The organism is Candidatus Koribacter versatilis Ellin345, from assembly GCF_000014005.1.
Classification (GTDB): Bacteria; Acidobacteriota; Terriglobia; order Terriglobales; family Acidobacteriaceae; genus Korobacter; species Korobacter versatilis_A.
In genome coordinates, this window is the sequence record NC_008009.1 from 815,687 (window position 1) to 833,447 (window position 17,761).

Annotated in this window: 14 protein-coding genes; 8 read left to right on the forward strand and 6 right to left on the reverse strand. The window is 57.7% G+C overall.

Annotated features, from left to right (window positions below; all coding sequences use genetic code 11):
* Positions 1-152: 152 nt before the first annotated feature.
* The 5 genes from ACID345_RS03395 (at position 153) to ACID345_RS25065 (ending at position 11,109) form a co-directional block, all read left to right on the forward strand.
* Positions 153-1,655 (forward strand): choice-of-anchor Q domain-containing protein, encoded by a 1,503-nt coding sequence (locus ACID345_RS03395; protein ID WP_011521469.1) that lies wholly within the window; start codon positions 153-155, stop codon positions 1,653-1,655.
* A gap of 75 nt (positions 1,656-1,730) precedes the next feature.
* Positions 1,731-5,261, forward strand: a complete 3,531-nt coding sequence (locus ACID345_RS03400; protein WP_011521470.1) for a TonB-dependent receptor — start codon at positions 1,731-1,733, stop codon at positions 5,259-5,261.
* An 8-nt stretch (positions 5,262-5,269) separates the two neighbouring features.
* Positions 5,270-7,324, forward strand: a complete 2,055-nt coding sequence (locus tag ACID345_RS03405) for a glycoside hydrolase family 36 protein (RefSeq protein ID WP_011521471.1) — start codon at positions 5,270-5,272, stop codon at positions 7,322-7,324.
* Positions 7,321-8,523 carry an SIS domain-containing protein gene (locus tag ACID345_RS03410; protein WP_011521472.1) on the forward strand — a complete coding sequence of 401 codons (1,203 nt, stop codon included), beginning with the start codon at positions 7,321-7,323 and terminating at the stop codon, positions 8,521-8,523. The genes ACID345_RS03405 and ACID345_RS03410 overlap by 4 nt, the downstream gene beginning before the upstream one ends.
* Positions 8,524-8,613: 90 nt before the next feature.
* Complete coding sequence (locus ACID345_RS25065; RefSeq protein WP_011521473.1) at positions 8,614-11,109, forward strand: MASE1 domain-containing protein; 2,496 nt, start codon at positions 8,614-8,616, stop codon at positions 11,107-11,109.
* On the opposite strand, the gene ACID345_RS03420 is transcribed toward ACID345_RS25065, so the two are convergent.
* Genes ACID345_RS03420 through ACID345_RS03430 form a run of 3 tightly spaced genes read right to left on the reverse strand, consistent with a single transcriptional unit; the run spans position 11,106 to position 14,765 of the window.
* Complete coding sequence (locus ACID345_RS03420) at positions 11,106-12,749, reverse strand: class I adenylate-forming enzyme family protein (RefSeq protein WP_148210003.1); 1,644 nt, start codon at positions 12,747-12,749, stop codon at positions 11,106-11,108. The genes ACID345_RS25065 and ACID345_RS03420 overlap by 4 nt on opposite strands.
* 29 nt (positions 12,750-12,778) lie before the next feature.
* Entirely contained in the window at positions 12,779-14,158 is a 1,380-nt protein-coding gene (locus ACID345_RS03425) for a trans-sulfuration enzyme family protein (RefSeq protein WP_011521475.1), read from the reverse strand.
* A gap of 4 nt (positions 14,159-14,162) precedes the next feature.
* The gene (locus tag ACID345_RS03430; RefSeq protein ID WP_011521476.1) at positions 14,163-14,765 is read right to left on the reverse strand and encodes a hydrolase; all 603 of its coding nucleotides are present in this window, start codon (positions 14,763-14,765) and stop codon (positions 14,163-14,165) included.
* Positions 14,766-14,872: 107 nt separating this feature from the next.
* Between ACID345_RS03430 and ACID345_RS03435 the strand changes: the two genes are divergently transcribed.
* Both ACID345_RS03435 and ACID345_RS03440 read left to right on the forward strand, forming a co-directional pair.
* Positions 14,873-15,229, forward strand: coding sequence for a hypothetical protein (locus ACID345_RS03435; RefSeq protein ID WP_011521477.1), 357 nt, complete (start codon positions 14,873-14,875; stop codon positions 15,227-15,229).
* A 12-nt stretch (positions 15,230-15,241) separates the two neighbouring features.
* The gene (locus tag ACID345_RS03440) at positions 15,242-15,718 is read left to right on the forward strand and encodes a hypothetical protein (protein ID WP_011521478.1); all 477 of its coding nucleotides are present in this window, start codon (positions 15,242-15,244) and stop codon (positions 15,716-15,718) included.
* Here the strand turns inward: ACID345_RS03440 and ACID345_RS03445 are convergent.
* Positions 15,699-16,547: a methyltransferase domain-containing protein gene (locus ACID345_RS03445; RefSeq protein WP_011521479.1), complete on the reverse strand. Its 849-nt coding sequence runs from the start codon at positions 16,545-16,547 to the stop codon at positions 15,699-15,701. The genes ACID345_RS03440 and ACID345_RS03445 overlap by 20 nt on opposite strands.
* A 74-nt stretch (positions 16,548-16,621) precedes the next feature.
* Positions 16,622-17,017, reverse strand: coding sequence for an STAS/SEC14 domain-containing protein (locus ACID345_RS03450; RefSeq protein ID WP_011521480.1), 396 nt, complete (start codon positions 17,015-17,017; stop codon positions 16,622-16,624).
* A 62-nt stretch (positions 17,018-17,079) separates the two neighbouring features.
* Between ACID345_RS03450 and ACID345_RS03455 the strand changes: the two genes are divergently transcribed.
* Positions 17,080-17,343, forward strand: a complete 264-nt coding sequence (locus ACID345_RS03455) for a hypothetical protein (RefSeq protein ID WP_011521481.1) — start codon at positions 17,080-17,082, stop codon at positions 17,341-17,343.
* Positions 17,344-17,406: 63 nt separating this feature from the next.
* Here ACID345_RS03455 and ACID345_RS03460 read toward each other — a convergent pair whose 3' ends face one another.
* The gene (locus ACID345_RS03460; RefSeq protein ID WP_148210004.1) at positions 17,407-17,658 is read right to left on the reverse strand and encodes a hypothetical protein; all 252 of its coding nucleotides are present in this window, start codon (positions 17,656-17,658) and stop codon (positions 17,407-17,409) included.
* Between the last annotated feature and the right edge of the window lie 103 nt (positions 17,659-17,761).

Consider the following 17,761-nt stretch of genomic DNA (forward strand, 5'->3'; position numbering starts at 1 on the left):
TCCGCATGAACTCCCTTGACGAAGGCTTACGACTTCGCGTATAACGCAAGACTTAGTAACGTTTCGAAAGTAAATGAAAGAATAACTTCCGAGATGTTAGCAGTCGGGCCCTTGGGTTCCCCCCAACCTGTTCCCCAAGGAGGATGCGCGCAATGAAGAACGACTATACGAGTAGTGTGATTCGAATGCTGGTGGCTGCGATTGGGTTCTGCGGCTTGGCATTCGCACAGAGCAACACCACGTTTTACGTTGCTACCAATGGCAACGATTCGAATGCGGGTACGATCGGCGCTCCGTGGAAGACAATCCAGCACGCCGCGAATTCGGTACAGGCGGGTGCGACGGTGGATGTCCGCGCTGGCACCTATAACGAGTCCGTGAACATCCCGGTGTCGGGGAATGCGACGGCCGGGTATGTGACTTTTCAGGGCTATCCGGGCGAGACGGCGATCGTGGATGGGACGGGACTCTCCTGCTGTGGCGGTTCGACGAAGGCGCTGTTCAACATCACGAACCAAAGCTACGTGATTGTCAGTAGCTTTGAGATTCGGAACTATTCGACTTCGGCAGCGGCGAGCACACCGGCTGGGATTTTCGTTACCGGAGGCGGAAGCAACATCCAACTGCTGAACAATAAAGTGCATGACATCGCGTCGAAGGCCGAGAATAACGGCAATGCGTTCGGCATCGCGGTTTATGGGACGAGTTCCACGCCCATCAGCAACATCGTGATCAGCGGCAACCAGGTCTACAACTGCAAGACCGGCAACAGCGAGACCGTCAACGTAGATGGCAACGTGAACGGCTTTACGATCAGCAACAACATCGTTCACGACGACGACAATATCGGTATAGACGCAATCGGCTTCGAAGGCGTCGGGCCGTCAGGATCAGACCAGGCCCGTAACGGAACAATCAGTGGAAATACGATCTACAACATCACGTCGTATGGCAATCCCGCTTACGGGAACCAGTATGCGGCCGATGGTATCTACTGCGATGGCTGTACCAACGTAGTGATCGAGCGAAACCTGGTCCGCACCACCGATCTGAACATCGAAGTAGCGAGCGAGCACAAGAACAAAACGTCGAGCTATGTCACCGTACGGAACAATCTCGTCTACAACGCGAACTCGTGCGGCATCTCCATCGGCGGCTATGCGAGCGGAGTGGGCGGTAGCGACCACATCACGATCGTCGGCAACACGCTGTTCAACAACGACACGAAGAAGACTGGCAGCGGCGAGTTCCAGATCCAGTACCACGCGACGAACAACATTTTCGAGAACAACATTGTTTCGGCGGGCCCGCAGGGATTGATGGTCAACAATTTCACTAAGTCGGTAACGAACCCGGTGACCTCGGACTACAACGTCTTCTATGCCAGCACGCCAGCAAATGCGACGTGGATCTGGTATGCGAAGACATACGCCACTTGGGCGAAGTATCTGTCGGCGAGTGGGCAGGATGCGCATTCGTTCTACGCAAACCCGCTCTTCGTGAATACGGCGACGCCTGACCTGCATGTCCAGGCGTCCTCGCCGGCGGTGAATAGCGGAACGAACCTGGGTGTGTCAGTGGTAGGCACCAAGGATTTCGCGGGAAATCCGCGAGTGCAGGGAACGAACATCGATATTGGGGCTTATGAGCAGTAGCAATACGGATAAAGTCAGCCCCGCCGAGTGCGCGTCAGTCGCGAACATGGCGGGGCGCAAGATTGGGGTAGAGGGATGAAGGTCGGTCTAAAAAGCTTTGGACGGTTCAGTCTGGCGGTATTTGTTTTCCTGGCAACAATGAGTTTGTTCGCGCAGAAGGACGCCGGCACAATTGCCGGTGTGGTGCGCGATCCATCGGGCGCCGTTGTCGCCGGTGCGCAAGTTTTGGTACGCGACATCGATCGGGGGGGCGAAAGCAAGCTCACCACCAATGCAAATGGCGAATACGTCGCCAGCCCGCTGCGAATTGGTCACTACACGGTCGAGGTAAACCATCCGGGTTTCCGCGGCGTGAAGGCGGGGCCGATAGAGCTGCAAGTCCAGCAGCGCGCCGTCCTCGACCTGCAACTTCAAGTCGGTGATGTCACCGAGAAAGTCGAAGTCGTCGCCGCGGCTCCACGTCTTGAGACTGAAACCTCAGAACTCGGGCAAGTTGTGAGTCAGCGTCAAGTCTCGCAATTGCCTCTTAACGGACGCAACTTCGCTCAGCTTGCACAATTGAGCGCTGGCGTCGCGCCCAGCGAACCCGGCTCCCGCGACGAGGGCGGCTACGGATTCAGTTCCAACGGCGCGCGTTCACTGCAGAACAACTTCCTGCTCGATGGCGTGGACAATAACTCGAACCTCCCCGACCTGTTGAATGAAACCAACTTCGTCATTCAGCCACCGATTGACGCGTTGCAAGAATTCAAGGTCCAGACCAGCGCTTATAGTGCGGAATTCGGTCGCGGCAACGGCGCGATCATCAATGCCGTCATCAAGTCAGGTACCAACCAGTTCCATGGTGGGGCATGGGAGTTCTTCCGTAATGAAGCGCTCGATGCGCGCTACTACTACGACACGGATCGTCAACCGTATAAGCAAAACCAGTATGGCGTCATGCTCGGCGGTCCGATCATCAAGGACCGGACCTTCTTCTTCGCCGATTTCGAAGGCCTCCGCCTCAACCAGGCCCAGCCGCAGACTGCCCTCGTTCCAACTCAGGACATGCGCAACGGCGACTTCTCGTCGTTTCTCGATACCTCTACCCAGGTCTACGGAACCAACGCCGCTGGGAATCTCGCGCCCATTCTCGATTGCAACGGCATGCCGACCTACTCGGGCGAAATCTTCAATACGCGCCTGACGCAAGCCTATGCCGGCAATCCCACCGGCATCTGCGGTATGCCCTTCGGCTATTCAAACGGATTGCCGGTGAACATCATGCCTGGGGGAGTGATCGATCCACTGGCGCAGCGCCTCTCGGCGCTCTACCCGCTGCCGAACAGCAATAACAATGCCGGCTTTAATTACATCGCCGACCCAGTACAAACTACGCACCGTGCCAATTTTGATGTTCGCATTGACCATAAGTTCTCCGAGAGGAACAACATCTTTGGCCGCTTCAGCTATGAAGACCAGCCGAGCTTCTTCCCGCCGACCTTCAGCACTGGCGGCGACGGCGGCGGTTTCTTCAGCGGCATCGAAGACAATGCTTATAAGAGCGTCGCGATCAGTGACATTCATACCTTCTCGCCGACGTTTATCAACGAATTTCGCCTCGGTTACAACCGCATCAATTCGCACCGCTTCCAGCAGAACTACAACGTGGACGTCTCCGGTGCGATTGGTTTCCCAGGCGTTCCGTTCACGCCTATCAACGGCGGTCTTCCGCAACTGACCTTCAGTGATGTCTCGACACTGGGCAGCCCAACGTTTCTACCTTCCGTCGAGTTGCAGAACACCTACGTGCTTGATGAAAACGTTACATGGGTGAAAGGCCGTCACACCTGGAAGTTCGGAACGGAAATCCGCAAGGAAGAGTTCACCATCAATCAGCCCGCGGAATCGCGCGGCACGCTGAATTTCGGCAATGACTTCACCAGCAACCCCGGTGCACAGGACGCGCAGGACCTCAGCGGCAACGCGCTCGGCAGCGGTTCGGGCTACGCATCGTTCCTGCTCGGCGCCACCGATGGCGGCGGAATCAACAACATCCACAACGTGGATTACCACCGACCCATCTACTCGTTCTTCGCGCAAGATGATTGGAAAGTGAACGGACGACTGACCGTGAACCTTGGTCTGCGTTACGAATTGTTCACGACCGTAAAATCGCGCCACAATGAGCAGGGCACCTTCGATCTTGCCACCGCGACACTGATTCTTCCCAAGGGCCAGACGGCGCAGCTTACGCCGTATCTCTCCACAATCATTCCGGTTTCGGCCACGGGAAGCGAAGGTCTGATCAAGCCGGACCTCAATAACTTCGCACCGCGCATCGGCTTTGCGTTCCTCGTTGATCAGAACCTTGTACTGCGCGCGGGATACGGCATTTTCTACGGTGGCCAGGAGAACGGCCCGTATTCCAATCCGAGCCCCGGCTTCAACCCGCCGTATTTCGTGACGCAATCTTTCAACACGCCGTGCGGATTGGCTTCATTGAATCCGAATTTAGCGGGGAGCGGTCAATACTGCGGCATAGATGGCTTGGAGTTCCTGCAGAACGGGTTCCCGGCATCCGCACTGACGGACCCGAACACGCCGATCCTGTATTCGGTGGATCCGGCACTGCGCACGCCATACATGCAGAATTGGCACATCGGGTTCCAGCAGCAGATAGGAGCCAACACAGTATTTGAGCTTGGTTACGCGGGTTCACGTGGACTGAAGCTTTTCACGTTCCTCAACGGCAATCAAGCGACGCCGACAGCAGATCCAAATAGTCCTTTTGCCGATCGCCGTCCCATCCCGCAGATTGACTCCTCCGTCCAATGGTTCCGTTCCGGTGGACAGTCTAACTACAACTCGCTACAAGCAAGTCTCGAACGCCACTTCGCAAACGGTTTCACCTATCACATCAATTACACGTGGGGCCACTCGCTGGATACGGCGTCGAACGCGAACCTCGGCGCACAGAATGGCGGCGACTTCCGCGACATGCGCTTCCCCAACGCGGAGTATGGTAACTCCGATTTCGATGTCCGCCACCACGCTGTATTCAGCGCACTGTATGACCTACCCTTCGGCATCGGACGCAAGTATGCGACTGATATTTCGAAGCCGCTCGACTACGTGATTGGCGGCTGGCAGGTTGGCGGGATCGCCAGCTTCTCCACCGGCAACTGGTACACAGTGACCAGCAACGCCGGCGTCTCCAATGCCGATGGCGGCGGAAACGTCGGTTCTTCCGACCGTCCTGACCAGATCGGGAATCCCAACGCTGCGCCTTGCCAGCCGGGCACGTGGTTCAACACCTGCGCGTTTACCGTCGCGACCCCGGGAACGTTCGGCGACGTGGGCCGCAATACGATTCAAGGTCCGGGGTACGAGATTGTTGATTTCTCGCTCTATAAGGATTTCGCAGTGACCGAACGCAGCCACTTCGAATTCCGCGCCGAGATGTTCAATTCTCTCAATCACTACAATCCGTTGTTCGCGAAGTCCGGTCCGCAGAACGGGAACAACGCAACCGTCTACGACCCATCAAATCCCGGCCTGTTTGGCGTGATCACGGCAGCTCGCTCGCCGCGGCAAATCCAGTTGGCGTTGAAGTTCTTGTTCTAGGGGCCGCCATGAAACTTACCTCCATGCACCGATGCCTTCCGTTGCGGGGAAATCCGCGACGGAAGGCCCTTTTCACCGCGCTCTTAATGGGCGTCTTCGCGGCCGGAGCGAGCGGCCAGACCAAGATCGAAGGCAAGCAGATTGCCATAGAATTCGACGCCCAAATGCACTCCCGCGCAGTGGCATTCGGCGAGACGCCATTCGGCGATTTCAGCAGCTCGGAAAGCGTTGTCGTTGACGGTAAGACGCTTTCGGACTTCGCACAGACTTCACAGCGCACGGAAGGCGTATCCGACATGCTTGGTGCAGGGAAGCGCCTGATCATCGAAGGCAAGTCCGGCGATGTTTTCAAGACCGTGACCGTCAGCGTCTACGACGATTTTCCCAATGCCGCAGTCTTCGACGTCTCCTACAAAAACGCTGCGTCATCTTCGATAGAAATCTCGAAGTGGACGAACAACGCGTATTCGGTCACTGGCTCATCGTTGTGGTCGTTCGAACCCGGAACCTACGAGCGACGCCCTGCTTGGGTAGCGCCGCTAAAGGTCGGCTTTCACCAGAAGAACTATCTCGGGATGAACGCCAGCGACTACGGTGGCGGAACGCCGTTCGCCGACATCTGGTCGCGCAAAGCCGGTCTCGCGATTGGCGACCTCGAACTGAAGCCTAAGCAGGTCTCCCTGCCCGTCGCCATGCCCGACGCGAAACACGCCACCCTCAGCATCGAATTCGTAAACACACAAAAGCTCGCGCCGGGTGAATCGCTAACAACCTTCCGAACTTTTGCCATTGTTCATCATGGCGACTATTTCGCTGCCCTGCTCACTTACAAGAAACTCATGCAGAAGCTCGGCCAGCCCGCATCGCAGCGCGCCGCCGATGGTGGTTTCCGGCCGATGTGGTGCGCCTGGGGCTATGGACGCCGCTTTACCGTGGCTCAGATAGAGAAGACCATTCCCGAAGCCAAGCGCATCGGCTTCGAGTGGGTCACTGTTGACGATGGCTGGCAGACGAAGTATGGCGATCTGACGCTGGATCCGAAGAAGTTTCCTCGGGGCGATGCCGACATGAAAGCGCTGGTGGATAAAATCCACGCCGCCGGCATGAAGGCGCAGTTATGGTGGTCGCCGATGAGCGCCGCGCCGGACTCGGCGTTACTCAAAGACGATCCGGACCTCGAGCTGAAGAACAAGGATGGTTCCCCGCAGAAAATCTCGTGGTGGAATTCGCTGTATCTGTGTCCTGCGTACGAGCCAGCGGTTGAGGTTCAGCGCAAGTTCGTGCAGAAGATCATAGGTGAATGGGGCTTTGATGGTCTCAAGCTCGACGGCCAATACATGAACGCTGTCCCGGCGTGCTATAACCCTGCGCACCATCACGCAAAGCCGGAAGATTCCGTCGAGCAACTGCCGTTGCTCTTCAAAGCCATTTACGACGAAGCGCAGAAGGAAAAACCTGGCGCGCTGATTGAGTTCTGTCCTTGCGGCACGTCGTATTCCTTCTACACCATGCCGTACTACAACATGAGCGTCGCGAGCGATCCTTCGAGTTCCTGGCAGGTGCGTACTAAAGGGAAGACGATCAAAGCTCTGCTCGGTGACGGCGTGCCGTACTTCGGCGATCACGTCGAGCTGAGCGACAACGCCAGCGACTTCGCCTCGACCGTCGGCGTCGGCGGCGTTGTCGGCTCGCAATTTACCTTGCCTGCAGTTGCTTCGCGGCATACCCAATTTGATCTTGTTCCTGCGCGCCGCAAGATCTTCGAGAAGTGGGTCGGCCTTTACAAGGAGAAGATGCTGAGCGAAGGCACCTACGAGGGCACTCTCTATGACATCGGCTTTGATCGTCCAGAGGCTCACGCGATTAAGAAGGGCAGCGCAATGTACTACGCGTTCTACGCTCCGACTTTCAGCGGCAAAGTGGAACTGCGCGGCCTGGAAGATCGCGACTACAAAGTGACCGATTACGAGAACAACAAAGTGTTGGGGCCGGTCCACGGTCCGACAGCACAACTGGAAACAAGTTTTTCGAAACACTTGATGCTGGAAGCGGACCCGCAATGACAATCAAAACAGAGAAAAATTCGGGCAATCCGTTGTCGGCCTTGATGGAGTTGGCGCAGGAAGAAAAAGCCTCCAGGGGCCTGCTGCATACTCCCGCCGAGATCGCGCAGCAGCCCGAGACATGGCAAGGCACCTACGCCCGCGTCGATCGCCAGAAGAGCGCGTTGCGCGAATTTCTCGGCGTGAGCTTGAGCGCCACAACCACCGTTTACCTCATCGGCGCCGGGACTTCCGACTATATCGGCCGTGCGTTGTGCAGCGTTCTCCGACAGAAATGGCAATGTGACGTAATCGCGGTTCCGAGCACCGAACTCATCACCAACCTTGAGAACTATGTTCTGCCACGCAGAAACTACCTCTGGATTTCCTTTTCACGCTCTGGCGACAGCTCCGAAGGCGTCGGTGTGCTCGACCTCGCGATTACGAAATATCCCGCAATCCGGCACCTCATCGTGGGCTGCAACAAAGACGGCAAGATGGCGCAGATGTGCGCGGACCGCGACAATTGCTACGTCCTCCTTCTCGACGATGCCACAAACGATCGCGGCCTCGCGATGACCAGCTCGTTCACCAATATGGTTATCGCCGGACATTGCCTGGCAAACATTGACGATCTCAGTGCTTATCGTCCTCTGGTTGAAAGTCTCATCGGCATGGCGCGCGAGATGCTGCACGTAGCTCCGCCCATTGCGCTCGAGATCAGCAAGCTTCGCCTTCGCAAGGCCTGCTACGTGGGCTCAGGCGCCCAGGCAGCCACCGCCACCGAGTGCGCGCTGAAGACCGTCGAAATGAGCGCAGGTACTATTCACACCATGGCAGAATCCACGATGGGTCTGCGTCACGGACCGATGTCTGCCCTGGGTGACGATTCACTCTTTGTCGCCTTCGTCTCCAGCGATGAACGTCGCCAGCGCTACGAACTCGATCTCATTAAGGAGATTCATCGCAAGCAGCTCGGACGAGTGCGCGTCGCCATAGCGCCTCCGAACCTGGATGAACTTGTGGACTACTGCGAACACGTCATCACGCTCGATGCGCCTCCTGATTTTCCGGACGACTATCGCGTCCCAGTGGATGTCATCTTCGGGCAACTCGTCGGATTGTTCTCCTCCATCCAGGCAGGACTTCAGCCAGATCGGCCGAGCCCAAATGGGGCAATCACGCGCGTTGTATCGGATGTGAACATATATCTCGATTAGCCTTGGATCGTCCTCTCGGCGCTTCAAGTAACGTAAATCTTCCTTACGGCGGTAATTGGTTCTTCCCCAATTCCTGCCGATGAGGAAGACATGCACGCGACAGACCTTGCACCTCCGCGCCCGTTCATTTTTCTCCGCAATTGGCATCAATGGCGTGCGGAAGCAAAGACCGCACTGCAGCGAAGTCGAGTGCAGTTTCTGCTGCTCTGGCTTCTCTACCTGCTTGCCATCGGGGTCTCGGATTTGATCGCATACCCCGTTCAGGATGCAGAACTGGTCTGGTTCCCAACCGGTGTGGCACTCTTCTTCCTCATCTGGTGGTCGCCAAAGTTATGGCCGGCTGTTGTTGTTGCTTCCCTGTGTATTAATCTCGCGCCAACCCCAGGCGACGTCGTTGAGGCCGTTGTGAACGGCATTGAACCCGCGCTAGGCGCCTATATCTACCTTTGGGTCTACAAAGACCGTAAGGAACTGGCCGGTCTCCCTGGGAACGCCGGCATGCTTGCGTTGGGTGGAATCGTCGTACCCACGCTGTTCGGGCTTCTCATGCAGGAGATCGGGCGGCAACCCTTGCTGCAACTTTCGACACCCGAAGTAAGTACGTGGCGCATGTGGCTGCTTGGCGATTTCAGCGCAGTACTTCTGGTCGTTCCGATGATGGCAGGGTTTGCTACCGGGAAATTCGAACCCGCCGTGTGGACACGTGCGCGCGTCGGGGAACTTGCTTCAGCCATGGTCGCCCTCGTGGCCGTCACAGGTTTGGTCTTCGATCTATGGGAGGATTTTCTACCTTGGGCGGATCTCGGTTCCGAACTCGTTTCGGACGCCTTCCTTGTCGTTCCCATCCTCACTTGGAGTGCATTGCGTTTCCCAGTCTCGGTTTCGGGCGTTGCTGTGTTCTTGTCGGCGTCCATGGCTATGTGGGGTACGCAACATGGCGTCGGCCCATTCGCCAGCCACTCCCCCGCGATCAATGCCATGATGATGCATGGCTTCATAGCGTTTGCCGGCGCTTTTACTATGCTCATCTCGTTCGGACGGCGCGACAGTCAGCGCAAAAACGATGCCCTGGAAGCCTCGCGCCAACAGTACGAACTTCTCTTCCGCAACAATCCGCAGCCCATGTGGGTTTTCGATCGCAATACATTGCGCTTCACCGAAGTCAACGATTCCGCAGTGCAGAAGTACGGTTATTCTCGCGATGAATTTCTTCGCATGACGATTAAAGACATTCGTCCGAGGGAAGACGTTGCGGTTCTGGAACGCAATCTCGAGGAAACACGAAGCCGGAGTCGCGACGTCGGGGTATGGCGCCACCTGAAGAAGGATGGGTCCATGCTTGATGTGGAGATCACCGGCTGTTCAGTAGCAATGGACGGCAAAGCGCAGCGACTCATCCTCGCCAACGACATCACGGAACGCAAACAGATGGAAGCGGAGCTTCGCCAATCGCAAAAGCTGGAGGCCCTGGGGCGTCTTGCCGGCGGCGTCGCGCATGACTTCAACAACCTCATCATGATCATCAGCAGCTACGCCGAGCGCCTGCAATATTTCGCTGAAAATCCGGAGAAGGTCCGGAGTGATAGCGAACGGATCCTGCAAGCATCGGACCGCGCCGCTGCGCTCACGCGCGAACTTCTCGCCTTCAGCCGTAAGCAAATCCTGGTACCTAAGATCATCAGTCTCGACGAAGTCGTTGAGAGCCTGGTGCCAATGGTCCGTCGCCTGGTTGGCGAGGACGTTGAACTCAAGTTCATTCCAGCCGAGAACGTTCCGCCCATCAAGATCGATACCGGGCAGCTCACGCAGGTGCTTCTCAACCTATGTGCCAACGCACGCGACGCGATGGATCGGCAGGGAAGCCTTCAGATCACAACGGCGCGTATCAATACTCCCGGCATGCGGCTGAACGGGCATGGCGAGCTACCGGCGGGAGAGTATGCCGCTTTAGGAGTCGCGGATAACGGAAGTGGCATGTCGGCCGAGGTTCAGGAACGCATCTTCGAGCCCTTCTTCACCACCAAGCAGCCCGGCAAGGGCACTGGTCTCGGCCTCGCGACCGTGTATGGCATCGTGAAGCAAAGTGGTGGCTACATTGGGCTCACGAGTACCGTCGCGGTCGGATCGAACTTCGTTCTGTACTTTCCGTGTGCAAGCGAGCAGGTCGTCACAACCGCCGTCAGGGAAGCCAAGACCTTCGATACCGGGAGCGAATCCGTGCTCGTGGTCGAAGACGAGCCTGACCTCCGCGCCGCCGTCGTCGAGTCTTTGCGGACCTTAGGCTACAGCGTCGCGCACGCCTGCAATGGGCACCAAGCGTTGGAAATAGCTGAGAAGCTCGGGACCATCGACGTCCTTGTGACAGACGTCGTAATGCCCATCATGCGCGGTACCGAACTTGGCAGGTACGTTCGCAAGATGTTCCCCGGCGTGAAGATCATTTTCATGTCCGGCTATTCCGACGGGCTCGTCAATCCCGACGAACTCGACGCCGATACGATCTTCCTGGCGAAGCCGCTCAGCTTAAGCGTACTCGCCAAGAACATTCGCGCCATCCTCGCGAAGCCGCACGGGCGAGCCAGTTAGGAAGTCTCCAGACGCTGCCGCAGTTCGCGGCGCAAAATCTTTCCGCTGGCCGTTCGCGGAATTGAGTCGGTAAAGACGATCTCGCGCGGTTGCTTGTACCTCGTGATGCGCTGTGCCACGAAGTCCTTCAAGTCCTCCGCCAGCTGTGGCGATTCCTGCTGCGGATTGCGCAAAATAATGAAGGCCATCGGAATCTCGCCGTGCTCCGCATCGGGCCGTCCGATCACGCCGCAATCGCGCACTGCCGGATGTTCCAACAGCACGCCCTCTACCTCGGCCGGCGCAACAGCGAAACCGCAGTATTTGATCATCTCCTTGCGACGATCGACGATGAAGTAAAAGCCCTCGTCGTCGCGCCTTGCTACGTCGCCGCTCCAATACCAACCGTCGCGCAACACGGATGCTGTCGCAGCGTCCGCTTTCCAATAGCCCCGCATGAATTGCGGTCCACGCATCACGAGCTCGCCGCATTCTCCCGGCGCGACCTCGTTGCCATATTCGTCGAGGATGCGGCACTCGGTCTGCGCCGCCGGATACCCGATGGACGTGGGACGATACCACTCCGGCTCGAGAAACCCGAGATGCGTCACTGGCGATGCTTCCGTCATTCCGTATCCCTGCCGAATCTGAACCCCGGTCTGGGCCGTGAACCGTAGCGCCAATTCCGGCGCCAATGGCGCCGCACCCGACTTCACCCAGCGCAGCGAACTATCCTTTGGGAATCGCCCCTCCTCCGCCTGCTGAGACCAATTCAACAGGACCGGCGGTACACACGGCGCCATCGTAATTTGCTGTTCGATGAGCAATTCCAGCGATCGCCGCGGATCGAAGCGCGGCATCAGCACCAGCGTTCCTCCGAGTGCCAGCATCATGTCCAGTGCCACCGTGAGCCCATAGATGTGATACAGCGGCAAGAAGCACAGCATCCGGTCGTCCGGCGTGAGCGCCCCTGCCTCACCCGGTATCAGCGTCTGAAACACATTCACCACCAGGTTCGCGTGGGTAAGCATCACGCCCTTGGGGAGTCCTGTTGTACCGCTGGAATATGGGAGGCATGCGAGCGTGGTAAGCGGGTCGAATTCGCGCCACGGCAGCGCGTTCGCACGGTCCTTCAGCAGCTTGCTGAAGGGTTCGGCTGCACCAGCTCCGGTGCGGGTGTAGAAAACGTTTTTCAGCGCTGGCAAACCCTTGAGATCCATCTCGTGAATGAGCGGACCATCTGTAATTAGCGCGACCGCTTCTGAATTTTCGAGCTGGTAGCGCACTTCGCGCTCGCGGTAGGACGGATTTAGCAGTGTCGAAACCGCACCCGCGTAGCTGATCGCATGAAATGCTGCGCAGAATTCCCAGCAATTCGGAAGATAAATCGCAACCACCTGCTGCGGCCGGATGTCCGCCGCAATCAGCCCCCGTGCCATCCGCTCGACCAGGTCGGCATATTCCGCATAGGTCACTTCGCGCGGCGGAGTCGTGGATGTATCAACAATCGCGATTTTCTCGGGGGACCGCTCAGCCGTCGCGAAGACGAGGTCGTGAAGGAGCTTTCCTTGAGGGTCAGCGTACAGCTTGGTGCGAGGTGGATGCATGGGTGCGAACGGATTGTACACCGACGAAAAATCCCATCCCGTGCGCCAACTCACGCGCTCAGGATGGGACCGATTGAAATTCGTTATGCGTGCTCGAGCCCGGATTCCAAATCCGCGATGATGTCGTCGCGGTCCTCGAGTCCGATGGACAACCGAATCCCGCCCGGCTCTACGCGATTGGTCTCGCAGCCTCGGCCGTGGCCGTTCTTCTTCGCCTTGTTCGTGTCCACTGCAAGATAAGCCGAATGCGTCATCGAATAGGGATTCTCGATCAGTGTCTTGATCTGCCCCAGGCTCACCGCGAGTGTGATGCAGTAACCCTTATCCGCCACGTAGTTGATAAACTTCTCCGCTGCGTGGTTCTCGCCACTCTTATCGCGCAGCGTGAAGTACACCATCGACCCGGGCGCGAACTTCCCTCGATAGTCCACCATCTGTGTTTCCGCAAGATCGCGCTGCGGGAAGCTTTCGAGGCCGGGGTAGAACACTTTCTCCACTTTCGGATGCTGCTCGAGCCACTCCGCCACATACTGTGCCGTCTTTTGCATATTCGCCATACGCGCCGCCAGTGACGGCAGTCCATACACCAGCACGTTCCATGCGGGCTTCGGTGAGAGTGATCCGCCAAAATCCTTGCGGTACATCAGCAGTACGTTGTGCAGGCTCTTGGGTCCAATCACGACTCCGCCCATGTCAGTTCCAAACCCGCCAATACCTTTGGTCAGGCTGTGCACCACCATATGCGCGCCAAGCGTCAATGGACGCTGGCAGAACGGCGTCGCGAACGTGTTGTCCACGACTACGCGGATTTGCTCCAGTTCGCTACGGCCTTTGTTGGCATGGTCTACAATTTCGCGTACCGCGGCGATATCGATCAATTCCAGATTAGGATTCACCGGAGTTTCGAAGTACACGATCCGGGTGTGTGCGTTGATAGCTTTCGCGATCTCCTTCGGGTTACGCATGTCGACAAAACGCGTGGCGACCCCCTGGCGGGGAAGCCAATTCGTCATCAGCGAATACGTGCAGCCATACAGAGTATTGTGCGCAACGACCTGGTCGCCCGCCCGCGTCAGCGCGCATATCGAAGCGGAAATCGCGGCCATTCCCGTGGCGAAGCACACGCCCATCTCGCCCGCTTCCGCCGCGGCAAGGTTTTCTTCCAGCATCCCGCGCGTCGGTTCGTCCAGCCGATCGTAGATGTAAATCGGTACTTGCCGCGTCGTATCGATCGTGTCGCACGCAAACTCGAAGAAGCCGCGTGCGCCGCGTTGCGAAGAACTCAGCCGGAAGGTCGCCGAGGACGTAAGCGGCGGCACCACGTGGTGCGAGTAGTCCCACTTCGGCGTGCGCATCGAGCCGTGGATCAGCCGCGTTCGCAGATCGTATTTTTGATTATCGTGAGCTTCGGCTTGCGGTTTCTTCGGGGAGGGTTTGGCTTTGCGAGCTTTGGTGGTCGGCATAGAACTATCCCTTCAGGTACGGCAGCAGTTCCTTGAACACTGCTGAACTCGATGAGCGTAGCAATTCGTACATCATCATTTCCGTGCTGGAGATCACAGCCCCCGCATCTTGCATGCGATTAAGCCCAATGTGGTAATTCCACTCCGAACGGGATCCCACCGCATCCGACGCCACATGCACGATATATCCCTGGCTCATCGCGCCCAACGCCGTCTGCATCACGCAGATATGCGTTTCCATTCCGCAGAGCAGCACGGTGGTGCGATTGCCAGGCAGCGTCTTAACCGCGGAACAGAAGCCCTCGTTGTTGAAGCAGCCGAACTCGGTCTTATCGAGCGTGATCGCATGCGGCAGCAGGGAAGCAATCTCCGGCACCGTCTCGCCCAGTCCACGCTTGTATTGCGTGCTCAGGACGGTCGGCAGTTCCAGCATGCCCGCCAGGCGGATGAGCAGCTGCGCGTTCTTCACCAACAATTCTTTGTTTGCAATTGACGGCAGCAGTTTCTCCTGGATATCGACGACCACCAGCGCGCATTGTTGCGGATCCAGCGGACGGCGGGCAATTTCATGGGGATCGAGGGTGAGTTCTATGCTGCCGGGCGTCATTCAGAGGCTCCTTTGCGACAAGGGAACCGAATATTGTACTTCCGCCAGAGGATGCCGTTGAGAGCCAGTTTGCCCGCCGGGCCCCACTCCGCTATCATTTTCCAGACATGTACGAGAATTTTTACGCCACCGAGCGCTGGTCGAAAAAGAAGGTCCACTGCGTTTACCAAGCCCTGGTCGTTGCCATCGCTACCCGCCATGCCGACGCCGTTGACATCAAGTTCGACGTTGACGAACGCGGTGTTTGGATCGCGCTGCCGCACCCCGCATGGATGGAGTACAACCGTCGCAATCCGGGCAAGGTCATTACTGACCCGATGGCCGTCCAGGTCGCCGGGCGGTACCTCAAGCAGCTCATCGAGAGTGGCGAAGACAACGGCCGCGAGATGTTCGCCGTCAGCGAGGAAGAAACCCTCGCACAGCTGGATGCATTCCTAAAAGAAGCCAACACGGTTTCTGCGTAGACGCGTCGCTGAATGGAAACGGCGAAGGTACTCTCGTTTCTCATCAAGCCGCTGGAAGAGAACACCGGCAGGGGCAGAGCACTCACGATTACCCCCGCACTGAGTGGCGTCCCTCTCGACCAGATCGTTAAGCAATTCGAACTTGAATACCATTACGAACCATCGGGCGGCTATGCCGGGATTGTGCCCCGTTTTTTCAACTATGGGCCACTCGAAGAGTACTTCATGGGGCAGCCGGCAACGGACTACTTCCGAGAGAATGGTGGCTTGTATCTGCTCGGCTGCCAGTGCGGTGAAGTCGGTTGTTGGCCTCTAACCGGCCGGATCAAAGCAGAAGAAAAGCGCATGGTCTGGAGCGATTTCCGCCAGCCACATCGTTCCGTGCGCGATTACAGCGATTTTGGCCCGTTCGTTTTTGATCTCGAGCAGTACCACACCGCGGTAAAAACGATGGCCGTTGAATACTCCACTAGCCCCTCGTCCGCGTAGTGTACGGCTTCCGCGCAAACGCTCCCACCATCGGCGACATGATCGCCACTCCGCGCTTCTCGACGGCTTCGTCACGTAGCCGTTGGGCAAGTGAATCGCTGATCACCCCGCCGGCGGTCATGCCCAGAGCTTCCATCTCCGGTAGCAGGCTCCGCAGCGTTTCAGTCAGCCATTCGTACACCGGGCTATTCGGGCCACCGTCCATGACGCATTCCACGCGGCACTCCGGGGCCGGGAGCCCCGCTTCCTGCATCAGCCAAAAGAGCTGTGTCCCGATGTTCGGGCGCGCCACGGATCGCCGGTAATAGTCCACAATGAGCTGTTGTACCGAGAACATCAGCGGCATTTCCGGATATCCGCGCGGATAGAACGACAAATCGTATTCCTGAAACGCGATTACGCCGCCGACATGCACCATGTGCACTGCCTGCTTAATTACCTCCATCGCGTCTTGCATGCGGATGAGGACATGCCGCCCGATCACCGCGTCGTAGGTTCGTACCGGCGTATGCGACGCAATGTCCGTGTGTTCGAAGCTTACGTGATCGTGCCCAGCCGAACGCACGCGTCCCTGGGCGATCTCCAGCGCTTTGCCATCGGTATCCACGCAGTGCAGCCGTCCATGAGGTCCCAGTAACCGCGCGGTGATGAGGGAGACCTCGCCGATCCCGCAGCCGACTTCCAGCACTCTCATGCCGCGAGAAATTCCGGCGCTACGCAAAAAGCTGTCGGTAAGCGGATTGAGTACGGAGGCTTGCAGCGCCAGCCGCCGGCGCTCATGGTCCGCCGGACTCATGGGCTGTGCAGCGGCGATATTCGGGCTACTCATGTGCACCTCGCAGAGGTGCCGGAGATTATAAGGCCGCCGCCAGTTCCGCAAGGGGTGTTTTGAACGTTATTCGACTAGCGGGCCGTACTGGCGCTCTGTTCCCCCTGCAGCCATTGCTCCGCTTCTTCCCGCTTGCGGAACACGCGCACCACCCGGAATGTGCCCTCGGCGAGCGTCGCGAAGATGCGCATCATCCCGAACAACACCTCGCGATCAACTACGATGGCGCACGCACCGAATCGTACTTTCGGTTGCAGCTGTTCCACCTCGTAGACCACTCCGGCCAGTTGAAAGCTTTTAGGAAGTGACTGTAATTCGACAAGGTCGAGAAATACGTCCGCGTGCGGAGGGCAGGCAGGGTCTGCCTCAAGCGTGCGGAAGTGATCAAGCACGTCCATCATCCGCACCGGTCCCACACATCGCGTGCGGACCAGTTTACGGGCCGCGTCGATCTCGTAGGTGACGGGCACGGGGCGATTCTACCTCGTCTCGTACGTTGTCGTCTCCGGGCAGTATCCGCTAATCTTGCTCTATGTACGCTCGCAAAGTTCGAGTCGAGTATGAAGAGCAAGGTCAGCGCAAGCCTTGCCTGCTGAAGTGGCTCGACAGCTTCTCCATGCGCAGCTTCACCAATGACCAGGTATTCGACGACACTCTTCCCACCGCCGACGGCCAGATGGAAATCGGCACCCGCGTGCCTCTCGATCGCCTTACGCACGACATGGAAGATTGGTTTCGCCGGAAAAGCTATTTGCCGCAGGGAAGTCGCTTGCTGGTGGAAGAAATTAACGTCTAAAAAGCGCAAGCGGGAACCGAAGTCCCCGCTAGGAATCTCGTTCGAACCTCTCGTGCCGTCTGCCTATACCGCAACGCCTGCCAGTGTGCTTGGCTGTGCCGCTAGGATCGCGGCGGTATCGCAATGATGCATCTTCAAATGCTGCCAATAACGGCGGCGTGCATCGGTGAGCGCCGTGTGTGCGGCTTCCGCCCGCAGGCGTGAAAACTCGTCATCGAAATTGGAGCAAGTGTATTGCGCCTGCTCAGCGTTGAGGTACTCCTCGATCTTATCGAGGACCTCGTGTTTCAGCGTGTCGCCTTCCATACATGCCATATTCATCCCCCCGAATGAATACGATCCCTTGGGCCGAGTCAGGAGTGTAGCCCAGCTTGCTCAAAATGCATTCTTACGCTGGTACTCTGCTCGGGTTACCTTT